The 18,778-nt window shown below is 60.5% G+C and carries 19 protein-coding genes, 1 tRNA gene and 1 pseudogene; 11 read left to right on the forward strand and 10 right to left on the reverse strand.

Annotated features, from left to right (window positions below; translation table 11 throughout):
• Positions 1-63: 63 nt before the first annotated feature.
• From OHL11_RS16490 to OHL11_RS16500, 3 genes are all read left to right on the forward strand, one after another.
• On the forward strand, positions 64-441 hold the full coding sequence (locus tag OHL11_RS16490; protein WP_263372641.1) for a winged helix-turn-helix transcriptional regulator: 378 nt from the start codon (positions 64-66) through the stop codon (positions 439-441).
• A gap of 35 nt (positions 442-476) precedes the next feature.
• Positions 477-995: a hypothetical protein gene (locus OHL11_RS16495; protein ID WP_263372642.1), complete on the forward strand. Its 519-nt coding sequence runs from the start codon at positions 477-479 to the stop codon at positions 993-995.
• 79 nt (positions 996-1,074) lie between these two features.
• A complete protein-coding gene (locus tag OHL11_RS16500) occupies positions 1,075-2,973 on the forward strand; it encodes a DUF262 domain-containing protein (protein ID WP_263372643.1) in 1,899 nt (632 codons plus the stop codon).
• A 137-nt stretch (positions 2,974-3,110) separates the two neighbouring features.
• Here OHL11_RS16500 and fabG read toward each other — a convergent pair whose 3' ends face one another.
• Entirely contained in the window at positions 3,111-3,857 is a 747-nt protein-coding gene (gene fabG, locus OHL11_RS16505; RefSeq protein WP_263372644.1) for a 3-oxoacyl-[acyl-carrier-protein] reductase, read from the reverse strand.
• 315 nt (positions 3,858-4,172) lie between these two features.
• Between fabG and OHL11_RS16510 the strand changes: the two genes are divergently transcribed.
• Both OHL11_RS16510 and OHL11_RS16515 read left to right on the forward strand, forming a co-directional pair.
• Entirely contained in the window at positions 4,173-5,744 is a 1,572-nt protein-coding gene (locus tag OHL11_RS16510) for an FAD-dependent thymidylate synthase (RefSeq protein ID WP_263372645.1), read from the forward strand.
• Positions 5,744-6,133 (forward strand): GxxExxY protein, encoded by a 390-nt coding sequence (locus tag OHL11_RS16515; RefSeq protein WP_263372646.1) that lies wholly within the window; start codon positions 5,744-5,746, stop codon positions 6,131-6,133. The genes OHL11_RS16510 and OHL11_RS16515 overlap by 1 nt, the downstream gene beginning before the upstream one ends.
• Positions 6,134-6,276: 143 nt before the next feature.
• Here the strand turns inward: OHL11_RS16515 and OHL11_RS16520 are convergent, their stop codons facing one another.
• Positions 6,277-6,981, reverse strand: coding sequence for a queuosine precursor transporter (locus tag OHL11_RS16520; protein ID WP_263372647.1), 705 nt, complete (start codon positions 6,979-6,981; stop codon positions 6,277-6,279).
• Between the two features lie 154 nt (positions 6,982-7,135).
• On the opposite strand from OHL11_RS16520, the gene recA reads away from it, so the two are divergent.
• Positions 7,136-8,215 carry a recombinase RecA gene (recA, locus tag OHL11_RS16525; RefSeq protein WP_263372648.1) on the forward strand — a complete coding sequence of 360 codons (1,080 nt, stop codon included), beginning with the start codon at positions 7,136-7,138 and terminating at the stop codon, positions 8,213-8,215.
• An 80-nt stretch (positions 8,216-8,295) separates the two neighbouring features.
• Positions 8,296-8,387: transfer RNA gene (locus tag OHL11_RS16530), tRNA-Ser, on the forward strand.
• Positions 8,388-8,466: 79 nt separating this feature from the next.
• On the opposite strand, the pseudogene OHL11_RS16535 reads toward OHL11_RS16530, so the two are convergent.
• Positions 8,467-8,637, reverse strand: a pseudogene (locus tag OHL11_RS16535) (transcriptional repressor); the annotation flags it as partial.
• A gap of 169 nt (positions 8,638-8,806) precedes the next feature.
• Here OHL11_RS16535 and OHL11_RS16540 point away from each other — a divergent pair.
• Positions 8,807-9,538 (forward strand): hypothetical protein, encoded by a 732-nt coding sequence (locus OHL11_RS16540; protein ID WP_263372649.1) that lies wholly within the window; start codon positions 8,807-8,809, stop codon positions 9,536-9,538.
• On the opposite strand, the gene OHL11_RS16545 is transcribed toward OHL11_RS16540, so the two are convergent.
• Positions 9,504-10,424 carry a phosphatase PAP2 family protein gene (locus OHL11_RS16545; RefSeq protein WP_263372650.1) on the reverse strand — a complete coding sequence of 307 codons (921 nt, stop codon included), beginning with the start codon at positions 10,422-10,424 and terminating at the stop codon, positions 9,504-9,506. The two genes, OHL11_RS16540 and OHL11_RS16545, sit on opposite strands and share 35 nt — an antisense overlap.
• Positions 10,425-10,497: 73 nt before the next feature.
• Here OHL11_RS16545 and queG point away from each other — a divergent pair, with 73 nt between their 5' ends.
• Positions 10,498-11,679 (forward strand): tRNA epoxyqueuosine(34) reductase QueG, encoded by a 1,182-nt coding sequence (gene queG / locus OHL11_RS16550; protein ID WP_263372651.1) that lies wholly within the window; start codon positions 10,498-10,500, stop codon positions 11,677-11,679.
• Positions 11,680-11,687: 8 nt separating this feature from the next.
• Positions 11,688-12,647 carry a YihY/virulence factor BrkB family protein gene (locus OHL11_RS16555; RefSeq protein ID WP_263372652.1) on the forward strand — a complete coding sequence of 320 codons (960 nt, stop codon included), beginning with the start codon at positions 11,688-11,690 and terminating at the stop codon, positions 12,645-12,647.
• A gap of 207 nt (positions 12,648-12,854) precedes the next feature.
• Here the strand turns inward: OHL11_RS16555 and OHL11_RS16560 are convergent, their stop codons facing one another.
• The 6 genes from OHL11_RS16560 to OHL11_RS16585 all read right to left on the reverse strand — a co-directional run bounded on the left by OHL11_RS16560 (position 12,855) and on the right by OHL11_RS16585 (position 17,215).
• Positions 12,855-14,132 (reverse strand): YncE family protein, encoded by a 1,278-nt coding sequence (locus tag OHL11_RS16560; RefSeq protein ID WP_263372653.1) that lies wholly within the window; start codon positions 14,130-14,132, stop codon positions 12,855-12,857.
• Positions 14,133-14,351: 219 nt separating this feature from the next.
• Positions 14,352-14,480 (reverse strand): hypothetical protein, encoded by a 129-nt coding sequence (locus OHL11_RS16565; protein ID WP_263372654.1) that lies wholly within the window; start codon positions 14,478-14,480, stop codon positions 14,352-14,354.
• On the reverse strand, positions 14,480-15,196 hold the full coding sequence (locus OHL11_RS16570) for a cytochrome c biogenesis protein (RefSeq protein WP_263372655.1): 717 nt from the start codon (positions 15,194-15,196) through the stop codon (positions 14,480-14,482). Before OHL11_RS16570 ends, OHL11_RS16565 begins: the two co-directional genes overlap by 1 nt.
• Before the next feature lie 152 nt (positions 15,197-15,348).
• Positions 15,349-16,029, reverse strand: a complete 681-nt coding sequence (locus OHL11_RS16575) for a heme exporter protein CcmB (protein WP_263372656.1) — start codon at positions 16,027-16,029, stop codon at positions 15,349-15,351.
• Complete coding sequence (locus OHL11_RS16580) at positions 16,026-16,535, reverse strand: aminoacyl-tRNA deacylase (RefSeq protein ID WP_263372657.1); 510 nt, start codon at positions 16,533-16,535, stop codon at positions 16,026-16,028. Before OHL11_RS16580 ends, OHL11_RS16575 begins: the two co-directional genes overlap by 4 nt.
• On the reverse strand, positions 16,532-17,215 hold the full coding sequence (locus OHL11_RS16585; RefSeq protein WP_263372658.1) for an ABC transporter ATP-binding protein: 684 nt from the start codon (positions 17,213-17,215) through the stop codon (positions 16,532-16,534). The genes OHL11_RS16580 and OHL11_RS16585 overlap by 4 nt, the downstream gene beginning before the upstream one ends.
• Before the next feature lie 54 nt (positions 17,216-17,269).
• On the opposite strand from OHL11_RS16585, the gene OHL11_RS16590 reads away from it, so the two are divergent.
• The gene (locus tag OHL11_RS16590; RefSeq protein ID WP_263372659.1) at positions 17,270-18,700 is read left to right on the forward strand and encodes a M20/M25/M40 family metallo-hydrolase; all 1,431 of its coding nucleotides are present in this window, start codon (positions 17,270-17,272) and stop codon (positions 18,698-18,700) included.
• Positions 18,701-18,778 lie beyond the last annotated feature (78 nt).

The raw sequence follows: 18,778 nt of genomic DNA on the forward strand, positions 1-18,778 counted from the left end.
CGAACATCCTGTGCGTAACGGTAGTATGGTGTGTGGGGAATTCCTCCACAAGAAGGCACTTTCTTGAGCGAAACGAACATTTCTGTGCCTCTGGCGCCGCTGCCGCCGAGGAGTTGCAAGGGCCTGACGGATGTACTGGCGAGCGTCGGCGACAAGTGGACGATCCGTGTTGTGGGCGAGTTGGCGCGCGGTTCGCTGCGCTACAACGAGCTGCAGCGGCGCGTCGGCGGCATCTCGCAGCGGATGTTGACGCTGACCCTGAAGCGGCTTGAGGTAGATGGAATTGTGACGAGGACGCTGTTTCCGAGCGTACCGCCGCGGGTGGACTACGAGTTGACGGAGTTGGGCCAGACGCTGCGCGCGGCGCTGCTGCCGCTCTCGCAATGGGCGGCGAAAAATCGGCAGGCGATTGAGGCGAACCGCGAGCGCGCCGGCAAATAACCCGGCCGTTTGGGCCGAAGGTTTGAGTGGAGAGTATGAAGAGATTTGTTGTAGCTGTGTTGTGTCTGGGGCTGTTTGTGGCGCTGTTTCCGGTTTCTTTTGCAATCGCAGGGCGGTATGTGTTTACGCGCCCGTTTGATCCGAAGAGCACCGCGCCGTTGTTGCTCGTGTGCGGCGACCACGTGGAGACGGTGCCGTGGGCGGCGCTGGAGCACAGCGCGCCGACGGGTGCGGGCTGCAGTTTTCAGGTGACTCCGGAGCGACAGAAGTGGGTGGAGGAGCAGACACGCAAGATGCAGCTACCGGGCGAGGCAAGCTGGGTGATCTCGGTGAAGCAGCTTGGCGAGCAGCACCAGCGGGTGGATCTCTACACCATGGGCGACGGCGAGGCGGGGATGATCTACGAGGTGGATCACGGCAAGGTGACGCCGCTCCGCACGCGCAAGATCGGCCCGGTCGGGACGATGGTGGTGCTGGTGATCAACGTGCTGCTGTGGCTGGTAGTGTGCTTCGGTGTGGCGGGGGTGTTGGGGATGCGGGAGACGCACGTATAAGCGCTAGAGACGACAAGCCGACTTATCAGTACAGAGGCAATCGTAGGTATACTTGTAACGCAATCCAGCTGAGGTTCAGATGCAAATTACGTTCGACCGAAAAACGGTAAATACTTGTCTACAGCAAAAGTTTGTCCTGCCGACATACCAGAGGGATTACAAATGGGAATATAAGCATCTCGAGGATCTCCTAAACGATGTCCAAGAAGCATTCCTCTCGGCGCGAAAGCCAGGCGACGGAAGACGGGACGTTCTCGGGTATGAACCTTATTTTCTCGGCACGATAATTACGACTCCAGTCGAAAAGGGTGGCAAGGCCATTGTAGATGGCCAGCAGCGGATAACGACGTTAAGCATGCTCCTGTGCTGGGCTCAACGCTTCTCGCGCAAGTCACCGGATTCTGGCATCTCATCGCTAGAACAGCCGATCAGGAGGCGGGTCGCAGGTGAAAGTGAGTTCAATCTAGATATGGATGCACCTCGGAAGAAGCTCTTCGAGTTGCTCATCGACGGACCGCTTGACATCGACGATTTAGCAGCCAACGTGGATTCAATTCCGAACAAAGATTCTGGAACGCTGCAACTCTGGGAGCTCTTTCAAAAAATTGATGTCCTAATGGCAAACGAAATCATCGACACTACATTACTACCGCAATTCTTTGACTATCTAACCGAATGCGTCTACCTCTTCGAAATCGGTGTTCCCCGAGAGCAGGACGGTCATAAGGTTTTCGTGACCATGAATGATCGCGGACTAAAGCTCAGCCCGATAGATCTACTGAAGGGATTTTTGCTATCTAGCATCCATAACGACGGAGACAACCGTAAAGCTCATGAGATCTGGACCAAGTCCATGAAGAAACTCAAGGATTTGGGCAGTGACGAAGATTCTAACTTCTTCAAGACGTGGATTCGATCTAAATATGCCAAAACCATCCGCGGCAAGAAGAGCGGCGATTCTCCGGGAGACTTTGAGGTAGTGGGCGATAGTTATCATAGGTGGCTTATGGATCGCAAAGAAGAAGTGCCCCTCTCCAACAGTGACGACTTCTCAAATTTAATTACGGAATCATTACCCTACTACGTAGACTTGTACGTTCAGATAAAGCTTGCGGAGCGCACAGCAACCGACGACCTGCCACACGTTTATTACAACGGAGCGCGGGGTTTAACACTTCAAGCCATGGTGATACTGAGTTCTGTCAGGAAAGACGATACTCAGACGGTTGCAGCGAAGAAGATTAGAGCGATTAGCTTCTACTTGGATTATCTCGCTACCGTTCGCATATTGAACGGCAAAGAGAACACATATGACAACATTCGCGACATCATTTTCGACGTTGCCAAGCAAGTACGGGACCTGCCGCTAACCGATCTGAAATCTAAGCTCCATCAGCTTATCGTCGCCGAAAAAGACCAGTTGGACTCAATCAAGCTTGCTACTTATGACAAATTGAAGCGCCAAGATCTGCTTCATCTCCTGTCGCGTCTGACCAATGAACTTGAAGAGAGTATGGAATTAGGAACAGCAGTTGGCTTTGCCGCGTACATTGACAGAACGAAGAATGACAAAACGTTTGACGTAGAACATCTCTTGCCGAACGCTTTTGAAAAGGTCAATGAAGAGCTGAAAGCCGCGAGCAGATTACCTTTTACATCCAAATCAGAATTTGAGACTGTTCGAAATTCGATAGGCGGCCTCATCCTGCTTCCACGCGGAAGAAATCGTTCTATGAAAGACATGGATTACACGATGAAGCTGGCCCGGTATTCTAATGAGAATATTCTCGCTCAGACTCTCACTCAGTCCTTCTATCTGAACCAGCCCAACTGGACAAAGTTTTCGCAGACGAGCGGAGTATCCTGTGACCATATCCCGATTGCGGACGCGGCGGCAATCGCACTCCGGAGCGAGTTCTACTTTGCTCTTGCTAAGCAAATTTGGGGTGTTGACCAACTGGAAGAATGCTTCAACTGATGGTTAGAGAAGCTTCGATCCGCAAGGCGGTTGATGACTTCAAGGTCGATGCGCTCACCGAGCGAGATCTGAACTGATCTCAGGGCATTAGTACTGACAAACGCCGTTCTCGTCACTTATGAGAACGGCGTTTCGTCTTACCCCATGTACATGCCGCCGTTGACGTCGAGGGTGTGGCCGGTGATGTAGCCGGCGTTGTCGCTGGCGAGGAAGGTGACGGCGGCGGCGATGTCGGAGTCGGCGCCGTAGCGGGCCAGCGGGATCTGCGAGAGGATGCCGGTCTTCTGGTCGTCGGTGAGGACGTGGGTCATCGGGGTTTCGATGAAGCCCGGGGCGACCGCGTTCACCGTGATGCCGCGCGAGGCGAACTCGCGGGCGAAGGACTTCGTCATGCCGATCATGCCGGCCTTCGAAGCGGAGTAGTTGACCTGACCGGCGGCGCCGGTTTCGCCCACCACAGAGGTGATGTTGATGATGCGGCCCCAGCGGTTCTTCATCATGGCCGAGATGACGGCCTGCGTGAGCAGGAAGGCGCCAGTGAGATTGGTGTTGAGCACGTCGTTGAAGTCGGCGAGCTTCATGCGGAGGGCGAGGCCGTCCTTGGTGATGCCGGCGTTGTTGACGAGGATGTGGACGGTGCCGAGGTCGGCGATGATCTGCTTGGCGGCGGCCTTGATGGAGTCTTCGCTGGCGACGTCGAGCGCGTAGGCGCGGGCGGTGCCACCGGCGGCGGCGATCTCTGCGGCAACGTCGGCGAGCTTGGCTTCGCTGCGCGCGGCGAGCGCTACGGTCGCGCCCTGGGCTGCGAGGTCGAGCGCGATGGCGCGGCCAATGCCTTGCGAGGCTCCGGTGACGAGGGCGACTTTGCCAGCGAGATGGCTCATTTGTAGAACTCCTGAATGAATGTGTACTTGGGTATTAGACCACTTGCTGCCGGTGCTGTGCGGGCGGGAGTGCTGCCCACCCGTCCGCAAGTGCGCGTCCGGATGGGGCACCCGAGAGGGTTGGGTAAGGTCGCCGCTGTAAGACCTTGTGTGATCGCCGTGTTTGCTTCGAGTTTCGAGTTTCGAGTTGTGGGTTGTGAGGTTTGAGTCGGGTTGGAATAGCGCTCTGAGATGTCGCTCGTAGCTGGGTGATTTTGGGCGGTGGAAAAATCGGTCGGGGGTGCTTGGGTAAAGGCGATATCCTTTCTGTCAGTCATGCCCGACAACGAATTCGACGAACTCTCCTCCCCCGAAAACTCGACCGACGTTTACGCCATCTACGGCGCAGAACCCGAAGTGCTCGCGTATGCGATGGCGAAGTATTCGCGCTCGGCGTTGACGATGCGCGAGTCGCTGGCGGAGATCAGCTCGCAGCGCGCGGAGCAGTTTCTCAACACCTTCTACTTCCAGTACGGGCATCGCTCGATTGCCGACCTCGCGCACATTCCGTTTGCGATCGAAAGGCTGTCGATGCTCGCGGCGATTGCGCTGGTGGACGAGTCTCGCTGGGATGGGCAGGAGCGCTCGACACGCTATCAGGACTTCCGCCGCTCGGGCTGGTATACGCCGAAGTTGCAGGGCGAAGAGCGTGCGCGTTACACCGCGTCGATTGAGGCGTTGTTCAAGTCTTACGATGAGCTGAGCCTTGGCATGTTTGATGCACTGGCGAAGGCGTTGCCGAAGCCTGAGGAGATGCGCGAGGACCAGTACAAGCGCACGCTGAAGGCGCGAGCGTTTGACGTGGCGCGGTACTTGTTGCCGCTCTCGACGAACACGTCGCTGGGGCAGATTGTGAACGCTCGCACGCTGGAGACGCAGGTGTCGCGTCTGTTGTCGAGCCGCCTGGCTGAGGTGCGCGAGTTGGGGCAGAAGCTGCGTTCGGCGGCAAGCTCGCCGGCGTGGAACGTGCAGCGTGATCGTCTGGAGCAGATGGCGGGCGAGGGCATTGTGCCGCAGGAAGCGACGACGGAGATTCTGAAGGACCTGATGCCCGAGGTGCGTGTCGCTCCGACGCTGGTGAAGTATGCGGAGCCGAACCAGTATCAGATGGAGTCGCGCAGTGAGCTGCGCCAGGCGGCGAAGGAGTTGATGGGCGATCAGCCGATCTACGGCGCGCCGCTGGTGGACCTGCTGGACGATGACGAGGACATGGAGGTCGAGATCGCGACCTCGCTGCTGTATCCGTATTGCCACTACTCGTACCGCCAGTTGCGCGGCACGGTGGGCGCGATCGGCGAGAAGCGGCGCAACGAGATTATTCATCTGGCGGCGCGGCATCGTGGCAAGCATGATGAGTTGCTGCGCGGCTTCCAGTCGGGCGATGGGTTCCGCTTCGACATTCTGATGGACATTGGCGGCTTCCGCGACATGCATCGCCACCGTCGCTGCGTGCAGTTGATTCAGGATTTCACGGACCTGCATGGCTACGAAGAGCCGGTGTGCCCGGGGCAGCCGACGCTGGAAGAAGCAGGGCTGGCGGCGGCGTACAAGCAGTCGATGGATGCGGCGCACCTGGCGTACCGCGACGCGCTGGCGAGCGAAAGCCCGGATGCGCAGGCGAACGCGGCGTATCTGTTGCCGATGGGCACGCGCTGTCGCGCGATGTTCAAGATGGACTTCGCGGAGTCGCTGTATATCGCCGAGCTGCGTTCGGGGATCGCGGGGCACTACAGCTATCGCCGCGTGGCGTGGGAGATGTATCGCGCGGTGGCGCGCAGGCATCCGGCGCTGGGTGAGTTGTTCCGGATTCAGGATGTGAATGTGCCGGTGGATCTGTTGCAGCGGTGATGGAGAACGAACGCCTCAATGAGCTAGCGAAGACTGTGCTGGATGCAGCCTTTCGTGTGCACTCGACCTTTGGCCCCGGGATGCTCGAGAGTGCCTATGTGGCGTGTCTTCTATTTGAGTTGGCGAAGGCTGGTCTTGCGTTCCGGACCGAAGTTCCGGTGCCCGTCGTGTATGAAGGCGTGAAGCTGGCAGATGTAGGATTCAAGATCGACATCCTTGTTGAAAACGAACTCGTGCTTGAGATCAAGTCTGTGGAGACTGTCGCGCCGGTGCATTTGGCGCAGCTCGTTTCCTATCTTAAGTTGTCGGATCGCCGGCTCGGACTGCTGATCAACTTCAACGTCGAGCGCTTGCGAGATGGGATATTCCGACGGGTAAATAAGTTCTAGCTGCCGCTAAGATTGCGGCATGGGAAGAGAGCGCCTCGACGCAAAGGACGCCACGATCGCCAAGGGACGCGAAGGATGCCGTGGCGTACTCTAGCGTCCTTTGCGCTCTTCGCGTCGAGGCTTTTTGCTCGGAGCTGCTGGCCTTAGGCTGCATCACGGCCACCGAACTTGAACGGATTGAAGTTCGTGCTGGTGTCGAAAGCATCCACACCTTCCGCGCGCTTGAGGCCGTTGACGACGAGGTAGGTGAACGGCGTCATCAGCACCTCGTAAATGACCTTCAAGATGTAGCCGGTCACAATGATGCTGACGAGTTTGTGCCAGGACACGCGGCCGCTAAAGGCGATGAAGATCACCAGCGTCGTATCCACAGCCTGGCCCACGACCGTCGAACCGACGGTGCGCGTCCAGAGCCAGCGACCCTTGGTGAGCAGCTTCAACTGCGCCATCGTAAAGCTGTTGGCGAACTCGCCGGCCCAGAAGGCCACGAGCGAGGCGACCAGCAGACGCGGCAGGATGCCAAACACGGTCACGAACGCCTGCTGGTTGCGAAACTCCGGATCGGCGGGCAACGCGATCACCAGCGCGGAGACACCGTACATCAGCGCCGTGCCGCAGAAGCCGAGCCAGATGGCGCGACGGCTCGCGGCGTAGCCGTATATCTCGGTAAAGATGTCGCCGAAAATGTACGTGATAGGGAAGAGCACCATCGCGCCCGAGGTGGTGAACGCCGGAATGGGCCCGAACGGCCCGAGGCGAACGAGTTTCTGCGCGACCAGATTGGCGACCAGCAGGATCACGACGAAGGTCGTCGTCAGGGCGTCGAGATATTTGTAGCGTGGCTGCATGTGGTTGATGTTTAGAGTATCGCGAGCGGTTTCGGAGGAGTTTTCCGCAGAAAGGTTTTCGCTTTTCTTTTGCTCCTGTTCTGTTTCGGTGCTAGACTCCGAATTGCTGACCCCACCATGAGCTGATTGCGTGGCATTGATAAGGAGAAACCCCGTGGCAGACGATCGCAACAAAGCAATAGATTCAGCCCTTTCCCAGCTTGAAAAGCAGTTTGGCAAAGGTTCCGTAATGCGGTTGGGCGCCAAGGATGCGATCGTTCCCATTTCGGTCATTGGCACGGGTTCGATCTCCTTCGACGCAGCGCTGGGAGTAGGTGGAGTGCCCCGCGGTCGTGTGGTGGAGATCTTCGGGCCGGAATCCTCGGGTAAGACGACGATCACGCTGCAGATCATCGCAGAAGCGCAGAAGATGGGCGGCCTCGCAGCATTTGTGGACGCGGAACATGCGCTTGATCCGATCTATGCCAAGAAACTCGGTGTGGACACCGACAACCTGCTGGTTTCGCAGCCGGATTACGGCGAGCAGGCTTTGGAGATCACTGAAGCGTTGGTGAAGTCGGGCGCGATTGACGTGCTCGTAGTCGACTCGGTTGCGGCGCTGGTGCCGAAGGCTGAACTCGATGGCGAGATGGGTGATTCGCACGTTGGTCTGCAGGCACGACTGATGTCGCAGGCTCTGCGTAAGCTGACCGGTACGGTCGCGAAGTCGCGCACCTGCCTGATCTTCATCAACCAGATCCGCGAGAAAATCGGCGTCATGTTCGGCAACCCTGAAACGACGACCGGCGGACGGGCGCTCAAGTTCTATTCGTCGGTGCGTATCGACATTCGCCGCATTGGTGCTGTGAAGGAAGGCGACGTTGTCGTCGGTTCGCGCACGAAGGTAAAGATCGTGAAGAACAAGGTCGCAGCGCCGTTCCGCGACGCTGAGTTCGACATTCTTTACGGCGAGGGTATCTCGCGCGAAGGCGACACGCTGGACCTCGCGGTGGTGAATAACATCGTGGACAAGTCGGGTGCATGGTACTCGTTCCAGGGCGAGCGTATCGGTCAGGGTCGAGAGAATGTTCGTAACTTCCTGAAGGAAAACAAGGAGATCTTCGGACGCATCGATGCGGAACTTCGCAAGAAGCTGAACATCAAGGCTTCGACGGAGGTTGAGATTCCTGAAATTCCGACGGAAGGCGCTGCTCAGGCAGAGGCTGTGGTTCGCGGTCGTCGCGGACAGGCTTAGTGCTCCGAGCAGAAGAGGTTAGGCAAGTTGGTGGTGTGGCTTTTCCCACACACCAACTTGCGCTAAAATAACCTTCAGACGGACAGGTGGCAGAGCCCGGTTGAATGCACCTGACTCGAAATCAGACGTAGCCGCAAGGTTACCGGGGGTTCGAATCCCTCCCTGTCCGCCATTACTTTCAATAAGTTACGACGATAGAGGCTCGCATACTGCGAGCCTCTCGTTTTTGTCAGGTGCCAGTTCTGGTGCCACAGTGCAGTGATATTGCGATAGACCGTCGTGAGGCTGATGCCGGTTACCTCGGACTTCGCTGCAGCGAAGATCTCCTCGGGAGACAGCGGGCGGTTGGCGAGGGTGAGGGCCGCGCGGATCGCGTCTCTCTGCCTGGTGTTGCGGCTCTCGATCGGGCGTTCCTTCGACATCGACTCTCATTGTTCGCGCTGTGGTCTGGTTGAAGATCAGGACGTGGCCGCGAGAGGCTGCGACGAAAATGTCGTCGGTCGCGCGCAAACCGTCGCGGCGCAATGCGCGTCCTAACAGACAATGTCCCGGTCTCGCACGAGGCTAATCTACGGACGAGCCAGGTGGACTATGCGTTTCGGAGAATCGACGGGCAGGTGGATCGCGCTGTGTGGCATGTCGTTCCTGATGATGCCTCCGATCTCTCATGCGGCGCAGCACGCTGCACAAACGGGGCCGCCGAATACGGACGAGACGATTGTCATGATTCGGCATGGTGAGAAGCCTGTGTCGAATCCTGCAGGGCAGCTGAATTGTCAGGGTTTGAACCGCGCGCTGGCGCTGCCTGCGGTGTTGGCGAAGTACGGCAAGCCGACGGAGATTTTCGCCCCCGATCCTGCGGACCAGACGACGGAAGGCAACTTCCTTCCGTTCGCGACGAAGTACTCCTACATTCGACCGCTGATCACCATTGAGCCGTATGCGATTGCGCTTGGGATGCCGGTGAATGCGCAGATTGGCGCGACGCATATCGGCAAGCTTCAGGCGGAGTTGCTCAAGCCCGAACACTCTCATGCGCTGATCGTGGTTTCCTGGGAGCATCTGGCGGCGCGCAAGTTTGCGGAGGAGGTGCTCTCAGCCTTCGGACAAAGCCCCGGGGGCGCGCCGCACTGGCACAACAGCGACTACGACACGATCTACATCTTCCACATCACGTCGGGTGCGGACGGCAAGCGCAAGCTGGACTTCCGCATCGAAGACGAGAAGCTGGCGACGGTGCTGCCGACGACGTGCCCGCTGTCTCCGGTACCGATCTCGCCAGCGGTGGCTACCGCTCCCGTGCCGGCAGGTACTGCGCCATAGTCGGCGGAGTCGGCTGCACTGTGGCGGTGGTAATTCGCGCGACGGCGTGGCGGCGATAGATGGGCGTGCGATGATGAGCGCGCACGACGTAGTGTCCGATGAGCCATCCTCCGGCGGAGCCGAGCAGCACATCGGTGGGAAAGTGTTTGAGTGCGAGCACGCGGTTCACGCTGACGCTGGTGGCTGCGGTATAAACGGCGGCCTGCATCCACGGATTCGGGTACTCGGCGGCGATCACTGCTGAGGCCGACCACACGTTCATCGCGTGGCCTGAGATGAAGGACGAGTTATAACCCGCCGAGGTCTGGTAGAAGTTACCGCGGGCGTTGTCCATGTCGGGGCGTTCGCGGTAGGAGGCGAGCTTCACGATGGAGTCGATGATGTAGGCGTCGATCATCGCCTCACCGCTGAGGACCGCGGTTTCGTTCTGTTTCTCGTCGTGGTTCACGTGGCCAGTGATGTAGAGCACGACAGGCGCGGCGTAGTAGGCATCACGTACCCCGTCGGAGAGATTGCCTGCGGTGCTGTTGAAGCTCGGCTGGTGGCTGACAACGTCACGCGAAACGTGGGTGTCGGAGGCGAAGGTGCCGGCGGCAGCTCCTGCGATCGGCAAAAGCCATTTCAGATCGCCCGGGCGCACAGTGAGCGGCGAAAGGAAGATGCGAAAGGTATCGCCCGCAACGTTGAGCGGAAGCTGCTTGATAGAGACTTCAGGATGAGGCAGCTCTTCCAGAGGAGTTTTGCCTTTGCCTGCTGGGTGTGCGGTGACGAGGGACGATGGCGAGTTGGGCAGGTTTGCGCCTTTGACGGGGTCCTGCTCCTGCGCTGAGGCGCTGGACGCAAGGAGAAGTGCCGCCGTGGCGAGATAGGGAAGCAAGCTGCGCATTCAGTTGTGATGCGGTTCAGTCCTGGGCGGTTGATTCTCGAAGCGCGGTGGTGGTTCGTGAAATCATCGGAGCATGAGCGCCGCGCTGCCACAGGATGAGTTGAAGCTGGACGCCGAGGCGCGCGCCTGGGTAGAAGCGGCGGCGAAGCTGGCGGGCTTTGACGCCGTGGGGCTGGCGCCGGTCGTGGACGAGTCGCTGACAGATGATCGTTTCGCTGCGTGGATTGCCGCGGGCAATGCCGGTGAGATGGAGTGGCTGAAGCGCGTCGACGCTGAAGGCCGACTGGTGCGTGGCGATCTGCGGCGATCGATTCCCTGGGCGCGTACCGTGCTGGTGTGCGCGAAGAGCTACAACGCTGCGGAGCCGAAGTCGCTGGAGCCGGCGGCGCAGACGCAGGGATGGATTGCGCGCTATGCGTGGAGCGGCGAGGCGTCGGCGGCGATGGGTGAGCCTGGGCGCGGGACGGATTATCACGACACGTTGCTGGAGCGGTTGCGAGAGGTGGAGCGAGCGCTTCACGAACGTTGGCCTGCGGTGCAGACGCGTTGCTATGTGGACACCGGCCCCCTGCTGGAGCGAGATTTCGCCGCGAAAGCGGGCATTGGATGGATTGGCAAGAACACCTGCGTGCTGCATCAGGGGTTGGGTTCGTTCATGCTGCTGAGCGTCATCGTGCTGTCGATGCCGCTCGCGGCAGAAGCTGTGCTGAGCGTCGCTGCGGACCGCTGCGGCACATGTACGCGCTGCATTGACGCTTGCCCGACAGACGCGCTGCGGCTGCCGACGGCGGAAGAGCCGGCGCGCAGCATGGATGCGACGCGCTGCATCGCGTATCTGACGATTGAGAAGAAGGGCAGCATCGCCGAGGAGATGCGGCCGCTGATCGGGAGGCAGGTGTTCGGTTGCGATATCTGCCAGGACGTCTGTCCCTGGAACCGCAAGGCGATGGTCGTGGAGTCGCTGCCGATTCGTCGCGAACTGGTGAATCCGGAGTTGGAGTGGATGGCCGCGATGGATGGCCGTGAGTTCAACCGGTGGTTTCGCGGGTCGCCGCTGGAGCGCACACGGCGCAAACGCGTGCAGCGGAACGTGGCGATTGCGATGGGCAATAGCGGCGAGGCGCAGTTTGCTGAGAGACTCCGGGAGTGGACGCAGGATGAGGACGTGGCGCTGGCAGAGAGCGCGTCGTGGGCTTTGCAGCAGATCGAAGTGAATGCGATGACGCGCGGCGATGAGGCCGCGTCAGAGAAGTAAGAGGGACGATGGCAGACGAGCAGATCGTGGCGGTACGTGAAGCATCGGTGGAAAGCCCTGCGCCGACGGCGGGTGAAGAAAAGCTGTCGCCGAAGCTGGCTGCGGCGGATGCTCATCCGGTGGAAGAAAGCGGCACGTTGGCGCAGGTGAAGGCGTTGGGCAAGTACATGACGCGCACCGAGGTGCACACGTATGCGTTCAGCGTTGCAGCGCAGGTGATTCTGAGCTTGTTTCCGTTCATCGTGCTGATGCTGACGCTGGCGCGGCGCGTGTTCCACTCAGAGCGTATGGTGAACGTCGTCGGCGAGATGATGTCGCACTTTCTACCGTCGAACCAGGACTTCGTGATGCGCAATATGCGCGTGCTGGCTTATTCGCATGCGGAGGTGAAGATCTTCTCCGTGGTGATGCTGCTGATCACCGCGACGGGCGTGTTTCTACCGCTGGAGGTTGCGCTGAACAGCGTGTGGGGCGTGAAGGAGAACCGCTCGTATCTGAAGAACCAGGTGGTCTCGATCGGCCTCGCGCTGGGTGTGGCGATTCTGGCGATGGGATCGGTGGCGATGAGCGCGGCGCAGCAGTCGGTCATGAATCTGGTGTTCTTCGGACACACGCAGAACATGGTGTTTTCATTTCTGGCAAAGTCATTCCTCACGATCTGTGCGGTGATCGCGAGTGTTGGCTTGTTCTTCATCATTTACTGGGGGCTGCCAAACCGCAAGGTGCCCGCGCGGTCGGTATTACCGACGGCGATCGTCATGGGTGTGTTGTGGGAGGCCGCGAAGTACATCTACATTCTTGTGCTGCCGCACCTCGACTTTCACTCGGTGTATGGGCCGTTTGAGGTCTCGGTGGGGTTGATCATGTGGGCGTTCATCTCGGGGCTGCTGCTGCTCGGCGGAGCGTATGTGTCGGCGACGCGGCAGGCGTTACGAGAAGCTCATGCGGCGGAGCACGCGGAGGAGTAGAGCTCCGCGTGGCCTGTTGCTGGTATGAAGGAAGGCTGTCTCCTTCCAGTCTGCAGAGGTTCAGTGTTCAGAATGTCAGCGGGGAGGCGGGCCTGCAGCCTGGAAATTCTGCAAACCCATGTCTCAAAATCGAGACATGGGGCACCCGTTCGTGGTCGGCTCAGAATCTCTTCTAAACGCTAAACGCTAAACGCTAAACGCTGGATCCTACTTCTTCAGCGTGAAGGATTTGATGAGTAGGTCGTTCGGCTGGGGGCCTGCGGGGAGCAGTGTCACCAGCGTCGGCGAAGTCGTCGGCTGCGTGCGGATGACCGCGACGTCGGCGGAGCCTGCGTCGGCCACGAGGAGTAGATGTTCGTCCGAGGAGAAGGCCAGCGCGTCGGGCTTGGAGCCGGTCTTCACCGACGCCATCATGCGGCCGTCGCCGACCGAATACACGCTGACGGCGTCGCCGCCGAAGCTCGAAATCCAAACCGAATCTTCGTTGGGGATGACACTCTTCTGCGACCAGCCAGTTGCGATGCCATGCGTCGGCTTGGAGCCGATGACGTAGGTGCCTTCGACCTCGTTGGTGTAGGTTGAGATCTCCGAGATCGAGTCGGAGTCGAAGTTGGACGCGAAGACCTCGGTGTTCCCCGGCTTCAGCGTGAGATGCGTCGGGGACTGGCCGACGTCGAGCAGGGCGAGCTTGAAGTCGTGGGTGAGCGTCGCGTCCTGCTTGCCGCGGTAGGAGTTTGCGTCGGCGGCGAGCCAGACATCCATGACCTGGTGGCCAGCCGAGCAGGCGACGAACGCCTTGGAGCCGAAGGCGGGATAGTCCGGAGAGTCGGCTTCGACAACGACGTCGGTCGCGCCGGGGCAACCGTTGAAGCTCGCGCGGAAGCTGATGGGCTGCTGTTTGTCTTCGGCGGTGATGTTGTAGACGGAAAGCGATCCGGCGACGCGGTTGGAGACGACGAGGGTTTTGCCGTCTTCGGTGATTTTCGCCATGCCCGGGCCTTCGCCGGTGGCGACGGTCGCAACCTCGCGTCGGCTGTCGAGGTCAATGACGGAGATGTTGTTCGAGCCGGAGTTCGGTACGTAGGCTCGCTTGCCGTCGGGTGAGACCGCGATGAAGTACGGCTTGTGGTGCACGCCGATGGTGGCCTCGACGCGGTTCAACTCGGTGTTGATCACGGTGACGCTGTCGGAGTCGGTATTGACGACGTAGACCTCGTTGCGAACGGGGTTCGCGGCGAGGCCGGTGGGGTTTTTGCCGACTTCGAGCGTCTTGTCGCGGCGCAGGTAGATGAGGTCCAGCACGGTCACGGTATTTCCGCCGCCGTCGGAGACGTAGGCGAACTCGCGATAGTTCTCGGGATAGGACGGAAAGCGGTTCCGGCGGCAGGCTGCGGTGGAGAGCAGCACGGCGGAGATCGCGACCGCGAGGCCGGCGCGGTACAGAGAGGCGCGCTGCGGCGCTCGGAGATGAGAACGGTAGGACACTGAAGGTAAGTCTATGGAGACGGGGAAGATGGCGCAATCGCCCGGGATGGTTCGTGCGTGGAAAAGTTTTTAGAACGCACCGCAACTTTTAGGTCGTGTCACGCGTTCACGTAAATGACATGGCTGAGCCTCGCCCGAGGCGTGCCTTGTCGAGTATGACTCCTCGGACAACGGAGCTGGATTGCGACCCCGGCTCCGTTGCTTTTTTCTGGGCGAGGGTTATCGTGAGCGCGTCTTGCGCCAGGCAGACCACATCCACAGTGCGTAGCCGAATTGCAGAATCCAGACCACAAGATAGACGTAGACCAGATGACGCTCGGAGAGTGTGCTGAAGGGAATGTGCGGCATTAGCGAACCTCCTGCGCGTCGAGCAGGTCATAGGCGGATGCTTCGTCCAGTGCCTGACGGCGGCGCTCCAGCGCGTAACGGCAGCCGAGCAGGAAGGCTCCCCAGAGCGCGAAGGCGATGAGGTTCCACCAGACGGCGGAGTACATGGAGGGATCGATGCCGGCATCGGAGCCTCCGCCGAAGACCGGCGCGGGGTGCTGCGTGCGCCACCAGCGGATGGATTCAAAGCAGATGGGGATATCGACGGCTGCGAAGATGCCGAGCACAGCGGCGAGCAGTGCGGTCGAGGTGGAGTGCGACATGCGGCGCAGCAGCAGGTAGCTGACGTAGAGCAGCCAGAGCAGCAGATAGGTGGTGAGGCGCGCGTCCCACGTCCACCAGATGCCCCACGCGGCGCGGCCCCAGAGCATGCCGGTGGCGAGCCCGATGGTGGTGTAAAGCACGGTGATCTCGCAGGAGGCGATGGCGAAGGCGTCGGCCTTGGCGGCACGCTCGGGGTTCGACTTCCGCCAGACGAGATAGAGCAGCGAGGCGCCGCAGTTCAGGTAGGGGAAGAGGAAGCTGAGGATGGTGTGCGGGAAGTGGTAGAAGAAGACCCGGTAGAGATTGCCCATGGTCGCTTCCGTGGGCGCGGTCATGGCTTTGTCGAAGCCGATCGCCATGACGACGAGGCACACCACGAGAGAGATGGGTGCGAGTTTGGAAGACTTTTTCACGCTGAGATTATTTTATGCGTCTGCGCATATTCTCGGTTTCAAGTTTTAGGCGTGGATGCGTAACTCTTCCGCTAATCGGCTGGAGAGGTGCCCGATGCCCCTTGCGAACCCAGGTCTCAGAAGAGAGACCGGGGCACCCGTTCGTGGCAGGGTTAATCGGCCTGCAAGATGAGGTCGAAGGTGAGGACGCAGACGGTGGTGAAGATGATCGCGTAGGCGATCAGGACCTTCAGCCAGAGCGTTGCGGGGAAGTCGCCGGTGAGGACTGCGGTCGTCGCTTGTACCGCCGCGAGCAGGCAGGGCATCGTGATGGGGAAGAGGAGCAGCGGCAGCAGCAGTTCGCGGTTGCGCGCTCGGAGGCCGAGCGCGGCGAAGAAGGTGCCGTTGCAAACCAGTGCCCATGTGCCGAGCGGCATGATAATCGCGAGCATCCACGCGTCGCCGAGCGGATGCAGGTTGTAGAAGAGCGTGAAGACCGGCGCGAGGATCAGCTCCACGGCCGTGACGAAGAGGAAGTTCGCGAGCGCCTTGCCGATGAAGAGTGCAGAGGCGGGCGAGGGCGCGAGGCGTTGGGCTTCCAGCGAGCCGTTGCGGAGTTCGCGAGCCCACGACTGATTGAGCGCGGTCATCGCAGCGAAGAGCAGGCCGACCCAAAGCAAGCCGCCGGAGATTTGGCGCGCGATCGACGGGTACGCCGTGGGGTCGAAGGCGAGCGAGAAGACGACCGTGACGAGCAGCGTGAAGAAGAGCATGCCGTTGATCGAGTCCTTGGTACGCCACTCGATGCGGAGGTCTTTGCGCAGGTGCGCGAGCACGTGATCGAGGTAGCTCATGCGGGCTCCTCGGTTGGCAATTTTGTCAGGTCGGCGAGCTCGGCTCCGGTGGCGCGCAGGTAGTCTGCCGGCGCCATGAGGAGCTGCAGGCCGCGCTGTCCTGCGGAGAGGCTGATGATGTCGAAGAGCTCGATGGTCTCGTCGGCGAAGGCACGGTAGGGCTTTTTGGCGGCGAGCACGGTGACGCCACCACGGATGTATCCGGTGAGCGGCTCGACGTCTTTCAGCGCGGCGAGTTGAGCGTTGCGCGCGCCTGCGGTGGCAGCGAGTTTTTTCAGATCGAGTTCAGCGTCGCCAGGCACGACCGCAAAGACGTACTCGCCGTCGTTGAGCTTAGTGAGCAGCGTCTTGAAGACCTGCTCGGGCGGAAGGCCGATTTTTCTGGCGACGTTCGGCGCGGAGAGATCGTCGAGGTCGACCTCATAGGCGCGCAGCTCGTAGGTGATGTTGAGGCGATCGAGCGCGCGAGCGGCATTGGTCTTGGTGGGCTTCGCCGTGTGGCTCATGCGGCATCTCCGAAGCTAAGCAGGCGGCCGCCGTTCATGCGCAACGTGGTTTGCGCCAGCGGGCGCGCGAGCTCCGCCTGGTGCGTGGTGAGCAGCAGCGTGCGCGGCGTACCGTTGTGCGAAGGCTCGTGCTGCCACTGCTTGAGGCGAGCGACCATAGCGTTCGCGGAGTCGACGTCGAGGTTCGAGAACGGCTCGTCGAGCAGCAGAAGATCCGGCGAGGTCATGAGCACGCGCGCGAGCGCGGCGCGTTGCCTCATGCCCTGGGAGTATTCACCGACGCGACGCGGGTTTGCGGGGTCGAGGCCAACGGCGCGGAGGCTTTCGTCAGGCGCGATGAGCGTGGTGAAGCCTTCGTAGAGAGACGCGAAGTAGGCGAGGTTTTCGACGGCGGTCATCTCGTCGTAGAGCATGGTCGCGTGGCTCATGTAGGCGATGCGCTCACGGACGTCGAGGGGTTCTTCGCCGAAGACGCGGATGCTGCCGAGGCTGGGCGAGGTGAGGCCTGCGACCAGGCGCAGCAGCGTGGATTTGCCTGCGCCGTTTTCGCCGAGCAGCACAACGGAGGAGCCGGCGGCGATATCGAGAGTGACCTCGCGGAGCGCGGCGAAGCGGCCATAGAGGCGCGAGCAGCGGTCGAGCGCGATGGCGGGCAGCGTAGTTTGGGATGCGGAGTTCAACAAAGGTCGCTCCATGCGAGTATAGAGCGATAGACCCCGTGGAGGCAGTGTTCGATGCGTCGATTAGCGATGGTGGCAGCGTTGTGTGCAGGTGTAGCGGCGAGCGCCGTGGCGCAGGTGAAAGCTCCGGCGGGGCAGGATGCGTTTGCGCGCGAGGTGTTGAAGACGTTGATCGAGACGAACACCACGCACTCGACCGGCTCGACGACGACTGCGGCCGAAAAGATGCGCGAAGTGCTGTTGAAGGCCGGATTCCCGGCGGGCGACATGGTCATCGTTGGGCCGAACGACAAGCGCATGAATCTGGTAGCGCGATATCGTTCGCCGAAGCCGACAGCGAAGCCCTTGCTGGTGATCATTCATCTGGATGTGGTGGAGGCCAAACGTGCGGATTGGACGATGGATCCGTTTGTGCTGAACGAAACGGACGGCTACTTCTACGGGCGCGGCACGCAGGATGTGAAGAGCGGTGTGGCCGCGTATGTGGTCGCCTTGGCGGAGCTTAAGAAGGCGGGCTGGCAGCCGAAGCGCGACATCATTCTGGCACTCACTGCGGATGAAGAGAGCGGTGGCAACAACGGCGTGGCGTGGTTGCTGAAGAACCGTCGCGATCTGGTGAATGCTGAGGTGGTGGTGAACCCTGACGCGGGCGGGTTGGTGTTGCGCAAGGGGAAGGCTTCGGAGCTGGAGCTGGAAGCGACGGAGAAGACCTATGCCGACTACACGCTGCGCGTGACGAACCCCGGCGGACATAGTTCGCTGCCGGTGCCAGACAACGCGATCTATGCCGAGGCTGCAGCGCTGGGCAAGATTGAGCATGCGCCGTTTCCGGTGGAGTTGAATGCGGTGACGCGGGCGTACTACGAGCAGGAGCAGAAGCTGGCTCCCCCGGCGCGTGCGGCGCTGATTGCGCGCGTGCTGCAGACGCCGATGGACACGGCCGCTGCTGCGGAGTTGTCGGCGAAGTTTCCGGGCGACAACGCGGCGTTGCATACGACCTGCGTGGCGACGATGATCAAGGGCGGACACGCGCCGAACGCGCTGCCGGGCAGCGTGGATGCGAATGTGAACTGCCGCATTCTGCCGGGGCATTCGCTCGAAGAGGTGCGCCAGCAGTTGGTGGCAAAGATCGACGATCCGCGTGTGAAGGTGCTGTTCCGCGGGGACGATGATGTGGACACGATCGCCGCGCCGTCGAAGCCGCTCATGGTGCCTCCGGTGCCGCGCGCGGATGTGATGGAGCCGCTGCGCGCGACGGTGGACAGCATGTGGCCGGGGCTGCCGATTCTGCCGAAGATGGAGGCCGGGGCGTCGGACTCGATCTACACGATGGGCGAGGGGATTCCGAGCTACGGATTCTCGCCGATTGGGATCGAGGCGGGCGATGACCGCGCGCATGGTCGCGATGAGCGGATTCCTGTGAAGGGTTATTACGACGGCGTTGAGTTTACGCGGCGGTTCGTGAAGGCGTTGGGAGATCGGTAAGACGCCTTGAATCAGCCTCAGCCACGCATGAGGTACGAACGGTAGGGCACGCCTTTAGCGTGCCGCCAGCGCCGACAA

The organism is Granulicella cerasi, assembly GCF_025685575.1.
GTDB classification, from domain to species: Bacteria; Acidobacteriota; Terriglobia; order Terriglobales; family Acidobacteriaceae; genus Granulicella; species Granulicella cerasi.

Excerpts from the sequence above, each read along its gene's own strand:
- OHL11_RS16545 (WP_263372650.1), bottom strand. The coding sequence starts at position 10,424 with ATGCGCAGCTTGCTTCCCTATCTCGCCACGGCGGCACTTCTCCTTGCG.
- OHL11_RS16510 (WP_263372645.1), top strand. The coding sequence starts at position 4,173 with ATGCCCGACAACGAATTCGACGAACTCTCCTCCCCCGAAAACTCGACC.
- OHL11_RS16590 (WP_263372659.1), top strand. The coding sequence starts at position 17,270 with ATGCGTCGATTAGCGATGGTGGCAGCGTTGTGTGCAGGTGTAGCGGCG.
- OHL11_RS16520 (WP_263372647.1), bottom strand. The coding sequence starts at position 6,981 with ATGCAGCCACGCTACAAATATCTCGACGCCCTGACGACGACCTTCGTC.
- OHL11_RS16495 (WP_263372642.1), top strand. The coding sequence starts at position 477 with ATGAAGAGATTTGTTGTAGCTGTGTTGTGTCTGGGGCTGTTTGTGGCG.
- OHL11_RS16540 (WP_263372649.1), top strand. The coding sequence starts at position 8,807 with ATGCGTTTCGGAGAATCGACGGGCAGGTGGATCGCGCTGTGTGGCATG.
- OHL11_RS16580 (WP_263372657.1), bottom strand. The coding sequence starts at position 16,535 with ATGAGCCACACGGCGAAGCCCACCAAGACCAATGCCGCTCGCGCGCTC.
- queG (WP_263372651.1), top strand. The coding sequence starts at position 10,498 with ATGAGCGCCGCGCTGCCACAGGATGAGTTGAAGCTGGACGCCGAGGCG.
- OHL11_RS16565 (WP_263372654.1), bottom strand. The coding sequence starts at position 14,480 with ATGCCGCACATTCCCTTCAGCACACTCTCCGAGCGTCATCTGGTCTAC.
- OHL11_RS16515 (WP_263372646.1), top strand. The coding sequence starts at position 5,744 with ATGGAGAACGAACGCCTCAATGAGCTAGCGAAGACTGTGCTGGATGCA.
- OHL11_RS16575 (WP_263372656.1), bottom strand. The coding sequence starts at position 16,029 with ATGAGCTACCTCGATCACGTGCTCGCGCACCTGCGCAAAGACCTCCGC.
- fabG (WP_263372644.1), bottom strand. The coding sequence starts at position 3,857 with ATGAGCCATCTCGCTGGCAAAGTCGCCCTCGTCACCGGAGCCTCGCAA.
- OHL11_RS16555 (WP_263372652.1), top strand. The coding sequence starts at position 11,688 with ATGGCAGACGAGCAGATCGTGGCGGTACGTGAAGCATCGGTGGAAAGC.
- OHL11_RS16500 (WP_263372643.1), top strand. The coding sequence starts at position 1,075 with ATGCAAATTACGTTCGACCGAAAAACGGTAAATACTTGTCTACAGCAA.